Consider the following 16,069-nt stretch of genomic DNA (forward strand, 5'->3'; position numbering starts at 1 on the left):
GTTCTCATTAATGAAATAAGGGTAGGGTTTTACATGAAATTATTTTTTTTAGCTTTAATCACGTTAGGCATCTGTTTTGCGCAAGATGGATTGAGTTTAGAAAATGCCATTACAAAAGTAAAAGCCAATAACCAAGAAATTGCGATTGCAAAATTTGATGAGCAAATCAAAACATTAGAACATCAAGCGGCCGTTGGGCAAAACTATGGAAGTTTGGATCTCTCTCAAGCGGCACTTCGCAGTAATGATGCGTTGAATATTTTTGGCTACAAACTTCAATCTCGTCAAGCAACGTTTGCCGATTTTGGCTTTAAGCAATTTAGTGGCAGCAACTATATGTTAGCGCCCAATGATCTTAACAACCCCTCAGATCGTAACCATTTTCAAACTAAAATCGAATACACATTGCCTCTTTACACAGGTGGCAAAATAGAGCAATACGGTAAGATCACCAAAGCACTTCAAGAGATGAGTACGTTAGATCGTGAAGCCTTAACGCTTGAAAAAATCTATGAGCTTAAAAAGAGTTTTTTTGCGATTTCTCTTTTAGACAACTATCTTTATAACCTTCACATTATTGCTACCAATACAACAAAATTAGAAGCGACAACTGAAGCGATGATGCAAGAAGGCTACGTTAAAAAGGTCGATCTTTTAGAAGTACAAAGCAAACAAGCCGATGTTGAACGTCTCATTAAACAAGCAGAAGCCAATAGAACACTGTTATATTACTTTATCTCTTATTTAGTGGGTGAGCCTGTCACTGCAATTCAAGGAAATTACGAAGAGGCTGAAACGCTTTTGAGTTCGGATGAACGCGTGTTGAATGATAATCTTGATATTAAAAAAGCAGCACAGGGTGTGGAAATTTCTAAGATGAATATCGCTTTGCAAGAGAGTGCTTTTTTACCCCAAGTGGGAGCTTTTGCCAATTATGGCAGTAGCGATGAAAAACTGATGAATGATTTTTCTAAAAATGATGCTTACACCGTAGGTTTGCAAATTAAATTGAATATTTTTAATGGTGGAACGGATAAAAATAATTTAGAAAAAGCACGCGTGGAGCATCTCAAAGCTTCCCAACAGCTTCAGTTAGCCAAAAATAGTATTGCTTTATCTTTCAAGCAAATTCAAACGCAAATTCAAAGCCATGAATATGAAATACAGAGTTTAAAAAAAGAGGTGGAATTAGCACATCTAATTTATGAAAATTATGCGGGAAGATATGCTGAAAAAATCACTTCAATCAACGAGGTTCTGATGAAACAATCCGAAGAGTTGACCAAAGTGCTCAGACTGAAAGAGGTGCAAAATGCACGCAACGAAAAGATCTTTGAGCTCCAAAAATTAGCCAGTAAGGAAATACAGTGAAATCTTTACATGTAAAGAGTGTCTTACTCTGTTTTATGATGAGTGCGGCGCTTCATGCCACAAGTCTAACCCTCAGCGGTAGCGTTATATCGGAGAATCAAAAGAGTCTCTCTAGCCGTTATATGGGCTATGTCAAGCGTGTGTATGTCAATGAAGGCGATGTGGTGAAAAAAGGGGCATTGCTGTACAGCATTGACTCTAAAGAGGTGGACACAGCACGGGAGCAAAGTGATCTTGCTATCGCGCAAGCAGAGCTTTCGTTATCCACGGTTGAAAATCAATATGCCAATGCCAAACTCAATTTAGAGCGCTATGAGCGTTTACTGGCAAAAGATATGGTGTCTAAGTATGAAGTGGAAAACTTGGAGCTTGCTACGACCAATCTTAAGGCAACCGTAGAGATTGCTCGAAAACAGGTCGCTTCTGCCAAGCAAAAACGCCAAGAGGTACAAAATCAGTACCAGTACCTTAACATCAAAGCGCCCAATGAGAGTGTTGTGATTGAAAAGCATATCAAAGAGGGTGAGATGGCACTCTCGGGCGTGACCACCGTGGTGCTTGCCGATTTGAGCGCGCTTAAAGTTACAACGGAGATTGCAGAGAGCTATCTGGGTCGTGTGAAAGTAGGCGATATCGCGCGTGTGGAAGTTCCTTCCATCGGGTGTATTAGTGAAGGAAAAATCGAAGCGATTATCCCTAGTTCCAACCCTATGGCGCACACATTTAAGATGAAACTCTCTTTTACATGTAAAGATGCCAAAGCGTACCCCGGAATGTATGCCGTGGTGAATGTTGGTGAGTAGTGATCATGAATAAATACAAAGAAAAATACCTAGCAGGGTATCTAGCCCGTCTTTTTTTACGTAATCCTCTGACGATGATTTTAGGGGTTGCGCTTATCTCCTTAGGGGTCGTAGCGCTCTCTTTAATGCCGAGAGAAGAAGACCCTCAGATTTCGATTAGTGGTGGTGTGGTCATTGTCTCCATGCCCGGAGCCAGCGCTGCTGAAATCGAACAGATGGTTGTCCGCCCACTGGAGAGACGCATTAAAGAGATTAAGGGTGTGGAGCATATTTACGGGGTTGCAAGCGATAATGTGGGCATTGTGAATGTGATGTATTATATTGGTGAAAACCGTGAAGCTTCCAATCTTAAGCTTTATGATAAAGTCATGCAAAATATGGATCAAATGCCCGAAGGTGCGTCAACACCGCTTGTCAGACCTTTTGACATTGATATTGATATACCGATTCTCTCCATTGCTTTTTACGCTAAATCTGCTCAGAGTGTGGATAATGTGAGCCTTTACAAGCGTGTCGAGGCCTTTCGCAATTCACTGGGTAATGTCCCCAATGTTGCCAAAACAGAGATCAAAGGGGAGCATAAAGAGCAGTTTAATATTGAGATTGACCTCTCCCGTCTTGCAGGGTACCATCTCTCGTTGGATCACATAACCGCTTCTTTAAAATCACTTACCGCTTCGTCTCCTGAAGTGAAAAATCGTACGCAAGAGGGAAAGCTGGTCGTTTTTGGTGTTAAAAATGCGTTGGAAAATATCCACGATATTCAAAATCTGATCGTTGCTAATTATGGCGGCTCGGTGGTGTATCTGAAAGATATTGCGACCATCCATTTGGGTGATGACATTCAGAACAAAAAGAGTGCGCAGATCAGTTACAAAGTAGGGGAGCGTTTCACGCCACTGCAAGATCAAGTCACACTCAGTGTCTCCAAGCTGAAAGGCTCCAATGCCGTGGTCATTGCCGAAGATGTTCTTAAACGACTTGAAGCGAACAAAGCGGCATTGGCAAAAGAGGGGATTGGGTATAGTGTGACGCGAAATTATGGCGAGCGTGCCAATGAAGCGGTCAATGAACTGGTCTTTCACCTGCTGATCTCTGTTGTGATTATCGCGCTTTTGCTGATTGTTATTTTAGGCTGGAGGGAAGGGCTCATTGTGACGCTCACCGTCCCTGCTATTTTGGCGATTACCATTTTTATCGCGTATATGAGCGGTCAAACGATTAATCGTATCACGCTGTTTGCCTTTTTGCTGAGTCTTGGTCTTTTGGTCGATGATGCCATTGTCGTCATTGAAAATATCCATCGTCATCTGCACAGTAAAGATGCCCAAGATAAAGAGATGGATGAACTGCTGATTGAAGCGACCGATGAGATCGGGGCACCGACTAATTTAGCAACGATAGCGATTATTTTAACGATGGTTCCGATGGCATTTGTCGGGCAAATGATGGGCGAATTTATGAAACCGATACCGCTGAATGTACCCGTAGCGATGCTGGCTTCACTTTTGATCGCCTATATTTTTACGCCATTTTTAGCCAAGAAATTTTTAAAAAAACCAACGCAGACCAAAGGAGAGAATGATGCAGAAATTTGAGCAGTTTATTCACTCTGTTTTGGTAGAAGAACGTAAACAAAAGCTGGTTTTGCTTTTCACGCTCCTAGCCTTCTTTGCGGCAGTGATGATGTTTCCCACGAAAATTGTTTTGGCCAAAATGTTGCCGGGCAAAAGTACCAACACGTTTTCGATCTATATTGATCTTCCCAATGGAAGCTCTTATCAAGAGACCAATGCGGTAAATGCGTGCGTGGTTGGCATTTTGCAACAAGAAAAAGAGATACAAAACATTGAAGTCTTTAATGGCATGGGTTCGCCTTTGGATTACGCAGGATTGGTGAAAGGCTCTGGGCTTAAGAGTGGCGAATACGTGAGTGAAATCGTGGTCAATCTTAGCGATTTGCATCAGCGTAATGAGCGTTCTTTTGCGATGGTGCATCGCTTACGCCCAATAATTCAAAAAAGCTGTGAATCTTTGATTGCTCAAACTTCTATTAAGATGGTGGAACAACCTGCGGGTCCTCCAACCATGGCCGCGCTTGTGGTCGAACTGTATGGCGATAATGCGTCTGCATTGAATGCGCTTGGGCAAAGAATCAAACAGATATTGGCTCAAACGAAAGACCTTGTGGATGTCGATATGTTGGCAGATAAGATCTTTGATAAGTATGTTCTTGTCCCTGATAAAGAAAAAGTGATTCGTTCGCATTTAAGCCTTGCACAGATTAACGAGCTATTGTATTTGAGCTTTGAAGGGGAGCATGTTGCTCACAAAAACAGTGAAAGTTCTCCTTCTCAAATCCCACTTTTTGTGGTTTTAAGTGAAGCTTCTAAGTCACTTCCTTATGCTTCTAAAGAGGAGTTAAGTGCCAAACTAAGCGCATTAAAGCTGATGAATACGCAAGGCATGATGGTGCCACTCTCTGAAGTGGTGCACGTCGAGAAAGTGAAGTCCACACCGACCATTATGTCAAAAAATCTGCAGACAATGGTGAGCATCGTTGCCGAAGCAGATTTGGTTTCTCAAGTCTATCCGCTTTTGGATGCACGCAGTCGTATTCAAGATACTTTGAAAGACGAGTTTGAAATTAGTCGAAGCCATCTCTTTGATTTAACACTCAAAGACAAAAAGAGCGGTGAAGTATTTAATCTTGTCTGGGATGGTGAAATGAAAGTAACGATGGATACGTTCCGAGATCTTGGCGGAGCTTTCATCGCGGCGCTGATTTTGATTTTTTTATTAATGGTCGTTTACTATAAAAGCTTTGCACTCTCTGGTATTGTGCTTTTAGGAAGTTTCCTCTCCATCATTGGGGTGATTGTTGGGCATTGGATCATGGATCTGTTCACATCAACAACTTTCTTTCTTACGGCAACGTCACTGATTGGTTTTATTTCATTGATGGGTATTAGTTCACGAAATGCACTGTTATTGATTGATTTTACCAAGGCGTTAATGACTCAGGGAATGGATAAACAAGAGGCGATTGCAAAAGCGAGTGCTACCAGAGCAAAACCGATTGTTCTTACTGCTGCGGCGATTATTTTAGCGAGTACATTGCTGGCAACCGATCCTATTTTTGGTGGATTGGGTGTTGCATTGATCTTTGGAACAATTGCGGCAGTTATCGTATCGTTAATTGTTGTTCCTGTACTCATGAGTAACACGAAAGCGATCTAAAGAGATTTACATGTAAAGCATAAGGAGACTTATCGCTTTACATGTAAAAATTTTCTGCGGGTTAAAATCAATAAGCGCATCATGCGAAAAGCAAAAAGACGTTTGTTCATAATGCTAATTTTGCGACAATTCTCATTTTTTAAACATTCAAATACTTCTTCTAATGCCAATTTCTCACTTACAGATAAGTTTGTCATACCGTTCCTTTTTGCCCGTCATTGATCTTACGCACTAATCTCACAATATCTTCATCTTTTAACATACCCAACATATTAAAAACCACTGGAATGCCCATAGGAGCGCTACTACCGAGTCTCCACTCTTGATAGGTACGCATGGATATTCCAAAAGTTTCTGCCATCTTTTTTTGAGAAATCTTCTTCCCCATATTTTCGGCTTCAATGGCATTATGCAAAAGATTGATGATATCGCTTGTTTTCATCGTATTATAGTACAAAAAAATGTATTAAACATAAATTAAAACGTATTAAATATACTAATTAATTTATGTTTTAAACTTTTTATAGAATATTATACCAATAATATTGTTTATTATAGCACTTATATTGATTTAAATATACAATATATTGTATAAGAATAGGCGATTTTGTTGTCGCCACTTTTTTCGCTATAATGATGAAAACTAAAATTTAGGAGAATGTATGGCCTCTATTTCAATGGGCGACTTAAAAAAAGGGTTAAAGATCGAAATTAACGGTACACCGTATAAAATCGTAGAGTATCAACATGTTAAACCGGGCAAAGGTGCGGCATTTGTACGTTGTAAAATCAAATCATTTATGGATGGCAAAGTTATCGAAAAAACATTTCATGCAGGCGATAAATGTGAAACACCACATCTTGAAGATAAAATCATGCAGTTTTTGTATGATGATGGTGAGTTCTTACAATTTATGGACAGCGTATCGTATGAGCAAATTGCCTTATCACACGATCAAGTGGGCGAAGCAGCGGACTGGATCATTGATGGTATGAATGTAGATATGCTGTACCATAATGGTAAACCTATCAGCGTTGAAGCACCTCAATTTGTTGAGCTTAAAATCGTTGAGACTCCTCCTAACTTTAAAGGAGATACTCAAGGTGGTAAAAAACCTGCAACGCTTGAGAGTGGTGCTGTTGTTCAAGTACCTTTCCACGTGGTTGAAGGCGATGTCATCAAAGTTGACACCGTTCGCGGTGAGTATTTAGAAAAAGTCAAATAATCTTACATGTAAAAACATAGTACAGGTGATTGTACTATGTTTTTACGCTCTCTCCTCGCTTCTTTCATGTTATAATAACTCCAACTCAATCGTTTGATAGGAGTGTTGCCATGTTGACGAATCTCTCCATTAAAGCACGTAATATTTTATTGGCCTGTGTTGTTGTCTTGGGTCTTACCGCAATTCATTCAACGGCAAAATTTTTTCATGATAAAGAAAAAGTTCTTTTAACGCTTCGTGAGAATATCTCTTCGCTTAAAGAAGATATTTTGACACTTCGTAAACATGAAAAAGACTTTTTAATGCGTCATGATGTTACGTATGAAAAAGCACTGTTAGAATCATCCACTAAACTGTTGGAACGTTTAAAAATTATTACCCAAACAGCAGATGAAAAAGGCATTAATACCAGCAATCTTAAGCAGTTGCAAGAGGTTATCACTACCTATGTACGTATTTTTAATGAAGTAGCCGCTCAAAAAAAGAGAATAGGTCTCAGTCCTGAAGAGGGGCTTGAAGGACAAATGCGTCAAGCGATTCATGAAGCGGAGAGTGGTTTTAAAGATCTTAAAGATTATAAAATGCAAACGTTAATGCTGACATTACGCCGCAATGAAAAAGATTTTATGCTCAGGTTATCTCCAAAATATGCAGAAGAACATCGTATGAATTATGAAAAAGCACTTGAGTATGCACGCAGTCATGAAGAGCTTGCTTTTTCTATCAAACTTCTCGAAACGTATCGTCAGAGTTTTGTTGAATTTGTGAAGGCCTATGAAGTATTAGGGCTGGATGAAAAGAGTGGACTGAATGGAAAGCTTCGTGATACGGTGCACCAAACTGAAGTGCTTGTGGCACAATCCACCCAAACACTTGACACTGAAATTGATGAAAGTATTCGTAAAACAACCGTGATTTACGTCATTGTAGGTGGAACGATCGTGGGCATTGTGTTATGCCTGATTTTTTTGATTATACGTAGTGTTTTAGTTCCATTACGTGCGTTAACCAAAGCGATTGTCGCCAACGAACGCGATCTAACCCTTCGTTATAGTACGCCTTACAATGATGAGCTTAAAGAGATTGTGGATGCACTCAATGCCTTTATGGAGCGGTTGCGAAAGATTGTTATCGGTGCGATTCATGCCAGTGACGAGAATGCTGCCGTATCGCATGAACTCTCGACCACATCCAACAACATCGGTAAACGTGCGGAAGAAGAGAGTCACATCGTGGCGCGCACGACTCAAACGGGCAATCAAGCACGTGATAACATCGATGAATCGGTGGATAACTCCAAAAAGGCACAAGTTGAAATTATCCAAACCAACGAGGCACTCACGGAAGCCAATCAAATTTTTACGGTTTTAATTGCAAAAATTGAGCAAACAGCTGTCGTCGAGAGTGAGTTACAAACCAAAATGGTCACACTTTCGCATGATGCTGAGAATGTCAAAGGAATTTTAAGCGTGATTAGTGACATCGCCGATCAGACCAACTTATTGGCACTCAATGCTGCCATCGAAGCGGCACGCGCAGGTGAACATGGTCGAGGATTTGCGGTTGTGGCGGATGAGGTGCGTAAATTGGCGGAACGAACACAGAAAAGTTTGGTCGAAATCCACGCAACGGTGAGTGTCATAGTGCAAGCGATTGTCAATGCTGCCGCGCAGATAGAACAAAATGCAACACTGTTTGAAGGTCTTGTAACCCAATCGGGCGGAAGTTTCCCATAAAATAGACACGTCGGTGCTTCTCATGGGCAATGCCATTAACGTGGTCGCTTTAGCCACCCGTACTTCGGAAGAGACCGGCAGTGAGATCAAAACGATTGTCGATGAGATTAATGAGATCAACCATATCACATCAAGCAATGCAAGAGACATCGAAGAGATTGCTTCAGCGGCAGAACATCTGCACAGCGTGACGCAAAAACTCAACGACCAGTTACACTATTTTAAAGTTTAAAACAAGGAGTTCAAAATGAGTAAAAAAGTGATTGTCCCTTTGGCGGAGGGATTTGAAGAGATCGAAGCCTTGAGTATTGTCGATATTTTAAGACGCGCAGGGATTGAGGCGGTGATGGCAGGCTTAGAATCTTTACATGTAAAAGGAGCACACGGTGTTACCGTCGTAGCAGACGCACTTTTAAAAGAGTTAGATGGAAACAGTTTTGATATGATAGCGCTTCCTGGAGGACTCCCCGGAGCGACCAATTTAGCCGCCGATAAAACGACCCAAGCACTCCTAAAAGCATTTGATGCCAAAGGCAAAGCGATAGCCGCTATTTGTGCCGCTCCTTATGCGCTTAAAACGGCGGGCGTGCTTAAAAATACCTACACGTGTTACCCAGGATTTCAGGCTAAAATTGGCGAAGAAGGGTACACCGCAAACGCTAAAGTGATCAAAGAAGACAATGTAACAACATCGCAAGGGCCTAGCACCGCCATGCTATTTGCACTCTCACTCGTGGAACAGTTGTGCTCTAAAAATGTAGCGGATGCGTTAGCCAAAGATTTATTGATAGTGTCATAGTAGGCACAAAATAGGAGATTGTGGTATGTTGTCGAAAATTAAAGTTAAACTCATTTTTTTATTTGTCATTTTATGTGTTGGTTTTGGTATTATTGGTTTTGATACCATTAAGATGGGCTCCGATGCAAAAGGTGTTGCGGTGCGTTTTCAGGCGCTTCAACGTCTTGAAGCTGATGTCTTGACGTGCATGATGGATCTTCGAGGTTTTCAGCTTTTGGGCAATCCAAAAATGCTCGAACACTATGAGCAAAGTTATCAAAAATCATCGCAAACTATTGACAAGCTGGCAACCATTTTTTTTAAGTAAAGTCAATCAAGAAAAAATAGCAGCCATTAAAAAGAATTTTGAAGAGTGGCATACCATGAATGTGCCACGTGTGAAGATTTTAGCACAGTATGGTAAAGGGGTCAACGACCCAACGTTTGAGCAATACCATCCAGCAGAACACGCAACACTTAACACCTTAACGCAAGAGAGTGCCGTACATTTTGATACCTTAGTGGAACAGTTACAGTCCCTAACGAAAAGTGTTGAAAAAACAAATTTCGCACGTTTAGATACGGATGAGTGGGTCAATAAAATTGCGCTAGTCATTATTTTAATGGTTGTATCTGTTGCATTTATGATGATTGCGCGAAGTATTCACCGCTCTGTTGCTGAAGCTCAAAGCAAATGCGAACAGATGCGTCAGAGCAAAGCGCTCAATATGTCACTGCAAATTTCCAGCCATGACGAGATTAGCGAAACCATGCAAACGGTCAATGCTCTTTTGAATGAAATAGCGACGGCGATTGCGCAAGCCAAAGATAATGCGGCTGAAAATGCTTCGGTGGCGGAAGAGCTTTCCAGTACCAGCCTAGAGATTGGTAAACGCGCGGAAGAGGAAGCTAATGTGGTAAAAGAGACTACCAAGGAAGCCGAAACGGTTGCTTTAGAAATTGAACGCACGAGTGCCGATGTAACCCGTGTTAAAGAGACGATTTATACCGCGCAAAAGAGCCTTTTGTTGGCGCAAAATTTGTTGAACGAAACGATTGCACAACTGGATGATACGGTTCATGCAGAATCAGACATTAACGCGCGTCTCAATCAGCTCTCACAGGATACCGATCAAGTGAAGAGTGTGTTGGATGTCATTAGCGATATTGCAGAGCAGACCAATCTTTTAGCACTGAATGCTGCAATAGAAGCGGCAAGGGCAGGGGAGCATGGGCGTGGATTTGCTGTCGTGGCGGATGAAGTGCGCAAGTTGGCGGAGCGAACCCAAAAGAGCTTGGTGGAGACCAATGCAACGATCAATGTGATTGTTCAGTCTATTCAAGATATTTGTGGGCAAATGAATCATAATGCAAAGCGTATTCATGATTTGGGCGCGTTCTCCGTTAAAGTCAGTACACAAACGGGTGATGCGGTCAGTTTGCTCGATGAAAGCGCTCATGCTGCCGATGGTGTTGTTGCAAAAGCAGAAAACAATGTTAAGCGTATCAATACCGCCGTCATTCATAAAATCGAAGCGATCAATAGCCTTTCAAGTTCCAATGCAAGAAGTGTCGAAGAGATCGCTGCTGCCGCTGAACATTTGGCACGTTTATCGGAGAGTTTGAGCCTCACGTTAGCACAATTTAAAACCGCGTAACCTTTTACATGTAAAGCTTATACCTCTTTGCAAAATCTAAGAGGTATAAGTGACTACACTGTCTTCCTATAAAACAAAACTAATAATACTAAGAATGAATTAAGTGAATAAAATATATTATTGCATACTATTTTATTAAAGGATAATAATGTCAATTTCAACAATTAAAAGTAAACTGATACTTCTTTTGGTCGTATTGCTTACCAGTTTTGGTATTTTAGGTTACGAACTAAACCATTTGTCTAGTGTTGGAAAAGTGGCAGCGATGCGCTTGGCGGGGACGAGCGAGATAGAAGAACATATTTTACAAATGCGGTTAGAGCAATGGAATTATCAAATTTATTTTCAACAAAAAAATCTTGATAGGTATAAAGAGCATTATGAAGACGCTGTTAAAAAAATGGAGACGCTCTCTGGGCAGTTGCTTTTGAAAACCAATCAAGAAAAAGTGATCACCATTAAAAAAGGTCTTGAGGCGTGGTATGCTCTTGACGAACAGCGCATGGCACTTTGGAAAAAATATGGGAAAAAAGTGCATGAGCCCTCTTTTGAGGTAGACCATAAGGCTGATTATGAGATGCTGGAACGCATAGCCAAAGAGAGTGGCGAAATATTTAATCCATTATTGGTACAGCTTAAAGATATTCATGATCAGATTAAAACAGTCAATTTTGAAAAACTTGATACGGCTAAACTAACGTCGATTACACTACTGATCGTGGTTATTATCGTAGTGCTGATCATCTTTTTTATCATCAATTCATCGATACAATCTTCTGTAGAGCGTGCGAAAAAAAGCTGTGATGCGATAATTCATACGAAAGATTTAAGTCTGAAAATAGAAACTGGTAGTCACGATGAGATTAGTGGCATTACCCATGCTGTCAATACGCTTTTGGCGGAACTCAAAAATGCCATTTCAAATGCAAAAAGCAATGCTATTGAAAATGCTTCTGTGGCTGAGGAGCTCTCTAGTACCAGTTTGCAAATTGGTAAGCGTGCCGAAGAGGAGTCTGCTATCGTCTTTCAAACAACAAGCGATGCGGGGATCGTTTCATCACAGATGGATGAAGCCAGTAGCCAAGCCAAAAAAGTCAAAGATGTCACTGGCAATGCTCAAAAGAGCTTTACTATTGCCCAAGATTTGCTCGAAGAGACCATCGCGCAACTCAACCAAACCGCACACGCGGAAGCTACCATCAATGAGCGCCTTAACCACCTTTCTGAAGAGGCTCAACAGGTACGATCTGTTTTAGATGTGATTGGTGATATTGCCGATCAAACGAACTTACTAGCACTCAATGCCGCGATTGAAGCCGCGCGTGCGGGAGAACATGGACGTGGATTTGCCGTCGTTGCCGATGAAGTGCGAAAATTGGCGGAGCGAACCCAGAAAAGTTTGGTGGATACCAACGCAACGGTAAATGTCATCGTTCAATCCATCGGCGATATCAGCGGCGAGATGAATGGCAATGCGAAACGCATCCATGAGTTAACGGAATTTTCCACCAAAGTAACGACTCAAACGAGTGATGCAGTGGCGATGCTGGCACAAAGCGTTGAAGCGACGGACGAAGTGGTTAACAAAGCCGATTCCAATGTTAAATTGATTCAAAGTGCAGTTATTGAAAAAATTAGCACGATTAATGAACTCTCAAGCTCAAATGCGAGAAGTGTCGAAGAGATCGCCTCTGCGGCTGAACATCTCTCCAAGCTAGCAGGTTCACTCAGTAGCACGCTCTCCCAGTTTAAAACCGCGTAAACTTTACATGTAAAGAGTAGAAATACTCTTTACTTCTCTTCGTAGTGGAGTTTTAAACCGTCACTGCCCATCACAAAACCGCTAATGACGATCTTCCCCTCATGCACCAGTTTATGATGCTTGGCACACAATGGGATGAGATTATAGCGGTGGTTTTGGTGAAAGTGGTCGATGTTGCCGTGCTCATCCGCACACTCTTGCGCTTTGATGTGATGCACTTCATCAACGTATTCATCGCACAGCGCACACTTGGCAAGGTAGAGGTTTTTGTTGTATTTACTGCGTTTTTTCTGCTTTAAAAGCTCTACGTCAACCAGTTCTCCCGCAAGGCTTCTTCGAATGTCATACGCGGTTTTAATGAAGGTTGGATCCATATGCAACGACTTGGCAAACTCCAAACCGTACAGTGAACTTCCGCTTCCAATTTCCAGTTTGCGGTTGTACAAGAGTTTGTCGCTCTCTTCATCATAACTCACACCTAAATGCAGGTAAATCACCTTTTTAAGCTCCGAAATGAGTGAAAGGCGATTTAGTTGGTGTAAGTGCGTAGCAAAGACAAAGAAAGAGCCAAGAGAGTGCATTTTGATGACGCTACTCGCCACAATCGCCAACGCCGATTCGGTCTCCGTTCCATGGCTGATCTCATCACCCAGAACAAGTGAAAACTCTGTAGCGCGGTTAAAGATATTTTTGAGCTCCAACATCTCAACGGTAAAGGTGGAGAGCCCTTTGTAGAGATTGTCATGGCTGATGATGCGTGTAAAGATTTTATCGAACAGATGAAACCGCAGACTTGCACACGGTACAAAAAAGCCTGCTTGCGCCATAATGACCGCAATGCCAAGGCTTTTCATGAGCGAGGATTTACCGCTGGAGTTGATGCCATAGAGCAAAATGCCTTGCACATCATCAGTACTGCACGCTTCAAGCGTGACGTGATCGTGCGTGATCTCTGGCGTGCTATGGCCTAAGAAAAGATCGTTGGGGATGTAGATGCCATTCTCTTCGCGCGATTCGATGAGCGGATGACGAAGCCCAATGGCTTCAATAAAACGCCCTTTCTCTTGCATAGGAAGAAGTTCAGGTCTGACGTAGTTGTATAAAATGGCGCATTTGGCGTTACTCAGAGCGACATCCAGCGTTCCCACAAACGAGATGAGGTGCTCTAATGTCAACGCATAATGCGTCTCGATTTTTTCCAGTATCTCATCGTAGCGCTGTTTCACGAGCGCAATCATCTGAAGGTTACTGAGCGTAATCTCTTGGGAAATCTCCTCAATCAGTGAGGCTGAAATCTTCACGCTGTTTTTGAGATGTTTGTAACTGAAATCTTTGAAAAAATAGTGTTGCTCGCCAATGGTGATGAAGCTTTGCATCAGTTTGTCTTCAATGAGTGCAAAACGGTTTTTACTCATCGTGATGTAGTGTCCTTCGCTTTCCAACCATTCGATACTGAGCGTGGAGCGGTTGCTCTCTTCAAAGAGCGCTTCGATATGGCTTGCGATGTGCTCTAGGGCACTAAAACGCTCCTGTTTACTCTGCTCAATTTTATCGATTTGGGGGAAAATACCTCTTTGAAACAGGTTTTCGTTGATTTGATCTTTACGAAATTTCGCACAAATATCCAGCACAAACGTGCTTTTTAGCATCAAAAGAAGCGCTTCACTTTCATCAAAAAGCTCTTTGGGAATGGGCACTTTTTTAAGCTCTGCTGCTTTGAGAATGCCTAAAATTGCTTCCAGTGATGTGCCGAGGTAATCCAGCTCCAATGGGTGCAACTTTTTAAGCGCAATCCGCCTTAAAATGCGTTCCAAATCGTAGACTTGCTTGAGTGCAATTTCAAATTTTTTATAATCGTTGATGAGTTGAGCACTTAAATCAAAACGCTCATTTAAGGTTTTGAGATCACAAATGGGATTGAGTAAACGCTCTTTTAACAGTCGTTTTCCGATGGCCGTTGAGGTCTGGTCAATGAGGGTTAAAAGGGTCATCTCCGAAGGGTTTTTGGAGATGATGTCGAGCTGTTCGAGTGCGTTGTTGCCGATGTAGAGGTAACGACTGTTCCCCAGCAAAATGGGGCGGCTCATCTTCTCAATGATATTAGCATCGTGTTCGATGATAAAATCGCATAAAATCGCCAACGATTCGCTCGCATACGGGTAGCGTTCGATGTCAAGGTACTCGATCGGAGAAAGCAGAGAGCGAATGGCGTAAATGCGTCCAAAAAGCTCGTTTTGATAGCTCACTTTTAGGCGCTCTTTGTTGATGCAGTGTACGACACTCGGTGTAATTTCAAGGTAGTTTTGCACCCACTCTTTATCGATGCTCTCCGTGTTAAACGTGAGCACAATTTCGCTGGTTTTATAGGTCTGTAAAAGGTTAAAAATCTCGTCTAGTGCGTAGGTTTTATCTTCTCTCGTGCCATGCACTTCGTTGATCATCGTCTTACCGGTGGTGACATCAATCGCGCTGTAGCCAACAGAATAGATCTGGTGATTGCAGTCGATCAGCAAAGAGACGAGGTAGTTTTCACTGGATTCGATGAGATAATCAAAGTTCGTTCCGGGGCTGATGATGTTGGAGATGTAACGTTTGACATGCGGTGGCTCGCCCTTTTGGCGTACCAAAACGATGGTGTATTTTTTACTTTGAACCAGACGGTTGAGGTAGCGATCCAGCGAAACAGAGGGGATGCCTGCAAGAAGGGGATTTTGGAGTGAATTTTCTAAAATGGATTTGTTTTTTCGGGTGAGTTGGATGTTTAAAAGCTCACTCACTTCTTTGGCTTTGCCGATTTGGTGGGTTTCGTTGTTGACTTCGTAGGTTTCAAAAAAAGAGCCAATTTCCATAAAAACAATCGTGTTTTTGCCATATTTTGATTCAAAAAAGAGCTGAAGATCGAAGTAAATTTCAGTGAGTAGTCTCTCTTTTGAGCAGAGCATTTGAGCAATATTTTCAAGCATTCGTGTCGTTTCCACCTCTGTAAATTGGTTAGATTATAGCGCACGGAAGCATAAAGTTTGGTTTGATAAAAGCCGTTTTAAGGTACAATAAAAGCACTTAATGTAAAGGATAACCATGGACATTGAAATTTCAACGCCCGCACTTTTATTTCCCGCCGTTTCACTCCTTTTGCTTGCCTATACCAACCGTTTTCTAGCAGTCGCACAACTGGTTCGTATGCTTCATCGTCAATCGCAAGAGAGAGAAAATTGTGAAGAGTACAAGCAAATTCAAAGTTTAAAACACCGTTTGGAATTGACCAAATGGATGCAGTTTTTTGGAGTTCTCTCCATTCTTCTTTGCACTCTCTCTATGTTTGAACTTTTCCTAGGACTTTTTGGCATCGGGAAACAAATTTTTGGACTCAGTCTTATTGCCATGTGTGTGTCGCTTTTTATCTCCCTTTGGGAAGTCATGATCTCCACGCATGCCTTGAATATGGAACTCAGCGATATGAATGATCGATGTAAAATAAAAAAATAAAGAAGTCAT

General features: G+C 41.7%; 14 protein-coding genes and 1 pseudogene. 12 read left to right on the forward strand and 3 right to left on the reverse strand.

The features are described from left to right. Positions 1-33: 33 nt before the first annotated feature. From FA584_RS03540 to FA584_RS14675, 4 genes are read left to right on the forward strand one after another with little or no spacing between them, the layout of a single operon-like run. Positions 34-1,371 (forward strand): TolC family protein, encoded by a 1,338-nt coding sequence (locus FA584_RS03540; RefSeq protein ID WP_167750237.1) that lies wholly within the window; start codon positions 34-36, stop codon positions 1,369-1,371. Next, positions 1,368-2,174, forward strand: coding sequence for an efflux RND transporter periplasmic adaptor subunit (locus tag FA584_RS03545; protein WP_228448103.1), 807 nt, complete (start codon positions 1,368-1,370; stop codon positions 2,172-2,174). The genes FA584_RS03540 and FA584_RS03545 overlap by 4 nt, the downstream gene beginning before the upstream one ends. Positions 2,175-2,179: 5 nt before the next feature. Continuing rightward, a complete protein-coding gene (locus FA584_RS14670) occupies positions 2,180-3,772 on the forward strand; it encodes an efflux RND transporter permease subunit (protein ID WP_167750238.1) in 1,593 nt (530 codons plus the stop codon). Then, entirely contained in the window at positions 3,759-5,414 is a 1,656-nt protein-coding gene (locus tag FA584_RS14675) for an efflux RND transporter permease subunit (RefSeq protein WP_369805684.1), read from the forward strand. The genes FA584_RS14670 and FA584_RS14675 overlap by 14 nt, the downstream gene beginning before the upstream one ends. A 29-nt stretch (positions 5,415-5,443) precedes the next feature. Here FA584_RS14675 and FA584_RS03560 read toward each other — a convergent pair whose 3' ends face one another. Both FA584_RS03560 and FA584_RS03565 read right to left on the reverse strand, forming a co-directional pair. Then, positions 5,444-5,611: a hypothetical protein gene (locus FA584_RS03560; protein WP_161491978.1), complete on the reverse strand. Its 168-nt coding sequence runs from the start codon at positions 5,609-5,611 to the stop codon at positions 5,444-5,446. Beyond that, positions 5,608-5,856, reverse strand: a complete 249-nt coding sequence (locus tag FA584_RS03565) for a DNA-binding protein (protein ID WP_037958366.1) — start codon at positions 5,854-5,856, stop codon at positions 5,608-5,610. The genes FA584_RS03560 and FA584_RS03565 overlap by 4 nt, the downstream gene beginning before the upstream one ends. A gap of 220 nt (positions 5,857-6,076) precedes the next feature. On the opposite strand from FA584_RS03565, the gene efp reads away from it, so the two are divergent. From efp to FA584_RS03595, 7 genes and pseudogenes are all read left to right on the forward strand, one after another. After that, positions 6,077-6,640, forward strand: coding sequence for an elongation factor P (gene efp / locus FA584_RS03570; RefSeq protein ID WP_087437940.1), 564 nt, complete (start codon positions 6,077-6,079; stop codon positions 6,638-6,640). A 110-nt stretch (positions 6,641-6,750) separates the two neighbouring features. Beyond that, a complete protein-coding gene (locus tag FA584_RS03575) occupies positions 6,751-8,376 on the forward strand; it encodes a methyl-accepting chemotaxis protein (protein WP_167750240.1) in 1,626 nt (541 codons plus the stop codon). Between the two features lie 22 nt (positions 8,377-8,398). Further along, positions 8,399-8,608, forward strand: coding sequence for a hypothetical protein (locus FA584_RS03580; RefSeq protein WP_167750241.1), 210 nt, complete (start codon positions 8,399-8,401; stop codon positions 8,606-8,608). A gap of 15 nt (positions 8,609-8,623) precedes the next feature. Further along, positions 8,624-9,175, forward strand: coding sequence for a DJ-1 family glyoxalase III (locus tag FA584_RS03585; RefSeq protein WP_167750242.1), 552 nt, complete (start codon positions 8,624-8,626; stop codon positions 9,173-9,175). A gap of 25 nt (positions 9,176-9,200) precedes the next feature. Further along, positions 9,201-9,482, forward strand: coding sequence for a CHASE3 domain-containing protein (locus tag FA584_RS14395; RefSeq protein WP_228448590.1), 282 nt, complete (start codon positions 9,201-9,203; stop codon positions 9,480-9,482). Between the two features lie 781 nt (positions 9,483-10,263). Next, positions 10,264-10,812: pseudogene (locus FA584_RS14970) on the forward strand (methyl-accepting chemotaxis protein); the annotation flags it as partial. A gap of 148 nt (positions 10,813-10,960) precedes the next feature. Then, on the forward strand, positions 10,961-12,574 hold the full coding sequence (locus FA584_RS03595; protein ID WP_167750243.1) for a methyl-accepting chemotaxis protein: 1,614 nt from the start codon (positions 10,961-10,963) through the stop codon (positions 12,572-12,574). A 29-nt stretch (positions 12,575-12,603) separates the two neighbouring features. Here FA584_RS03595 and FA584_RS03600 read toward each other — a convergent pair whose 3' ends face one another. Continuing rightward, the gene (locus FA584_RS03600; RefSeq protein ID WP_167750690.1) at positions 12,604-15,537 is read right to left on the reverse strand and encodes a MutS-related protein; all 2,934 of its coding nucleotides are present in this window, start codon (positions 15,535-15,537) and stop codon (positions 12,604-12,606) included. A 115-nt stretch (positions 15,538-15,652) separates the two neighbouring features. On the opposite strand from FA584_RS03600, the gene FA584_RS03605 reads away from it, so the two are divergent. Then, positions 15,653-16,060, forward strand: a complete 408-nt coding sequence (locus FA584_RS03605) for a DUF2721 domain-containing protein (RefSeq protein WP_167750244.1) — start codon at positions 15,653-15,655, stop codon at positions 16,058-16,060. The last annotated feature ends 9 nt before the right edge of the window (positions 16,061-16,069 follow it).

Origin of the sequence: Sulfurospirillum diekertiae (genome assembly GCF_011769985.2) — a bacterium.
In the GTDB taxonomy this organism is placed as follows: Bacteria; Campylobacterota; Campylobacteria; order Campylobacterales; family Sulfurospirillaceae; genus Sulfurospirillum; species Sulfurospirillum diekertiae.

What these genes read in the sequence shown, in the direction of transcription:
- FA584_RS03605 (WP_167750244.1), top strand. Translation starts at nt 15,653, where the DNA reads ATGGACATTGAAATTTCAACGCCCGCACTTTTATTTCCCGCCGTTTCA.
- FA584_RS03560 (WP_161491978.1), bottom strand. Translation starts at nt 5,611, where the DNA reads ATGACAAACTTATCTGTAAGTGAGAAATTGGCATTAGAAGAAGTATTT.
- FA584_RS03600 (WP_167750690.1), bottom strand. Translation starts at nt 15,537, where the DNA reads ATGCTTGAAAATATTGCTCAAATGCTCTGCTCAAAAGAGAGACTACTC.
- FA584_RS03575 (WP_167750240.1), top strand. Translation starts at nt 6,751, where the DNA reads ATGTTGACGAATCTCTCCATTAAAGCACGTAATATTTTATTGGCCTGT.
- FA584_RS03585 (WP_167750242.1), top strand. Translation starts at nt 8,624, where the DNA reads ATGAGTAAAAAAGTGATTGTCCCTTTGGCGGAGGGATTTGAAGAGATC.
- FA584_RS03580 (WP_167750241.1), top strand. Translation starts at nt 8,399, where the DNA reads ATGGGCAATGCCATTAACGTGGTCGCTTTAGCCACCCGTACTTCGGAA.
- FA584_RS14675 (WP_369805684.1), top strand. Translation starts at nt 3,759, where the DNA reads ATGCAGAAATTTGAGCAGTTTATTCACTCTGTTTTGGTAGAAGAACGT.
- FA584_RS14670 (WP_167750238.1), top strand. Translation starts at nt 2,180, where the DNA reads ATGAATAAATACAAAGAAAAATACCTAGCAGGGTATCTAGCCCGTCTT.
- FA584_RS03540 (WP_167750237.1), top strand. Translation starts at nt 34, where the DNA reads ATGAAATTATTTTTTTTAGCTTTAATCACGTTAGGCATCTGTTTTGCG.
- FA584_RS14395 (WP_228448590.1), top strand. Translation starts at nt 9,201, where the DNA reads ATGTTGTCGAAAATTAAAGTTAAACTCATTTTTTTATTTGTCATTTTA.
- FA584_RS03595 (WP_167750243.1), top strand. Translation starts at nt 10,961, where the DNA reads ATGTCAATTTCAACAATTAAAAGTAAACTGATACTTCTTTTGGTCGTA.
- efp (WP_087437940.1), top strand. Translation starts at nt 6,077, where the DNA reads ATGGCCTCTATTTCAATGGGCGACTTAAAAAAAGGGTTAAAGATCGAA.
- FA584_RS03565 (WP_037958366.1), bottom strand. Translation starts at nt 5,856, where the DNA reads ATGAAAACAAGCGATATCATCAATCTTTTGCATAATGCCATTGAAGCC.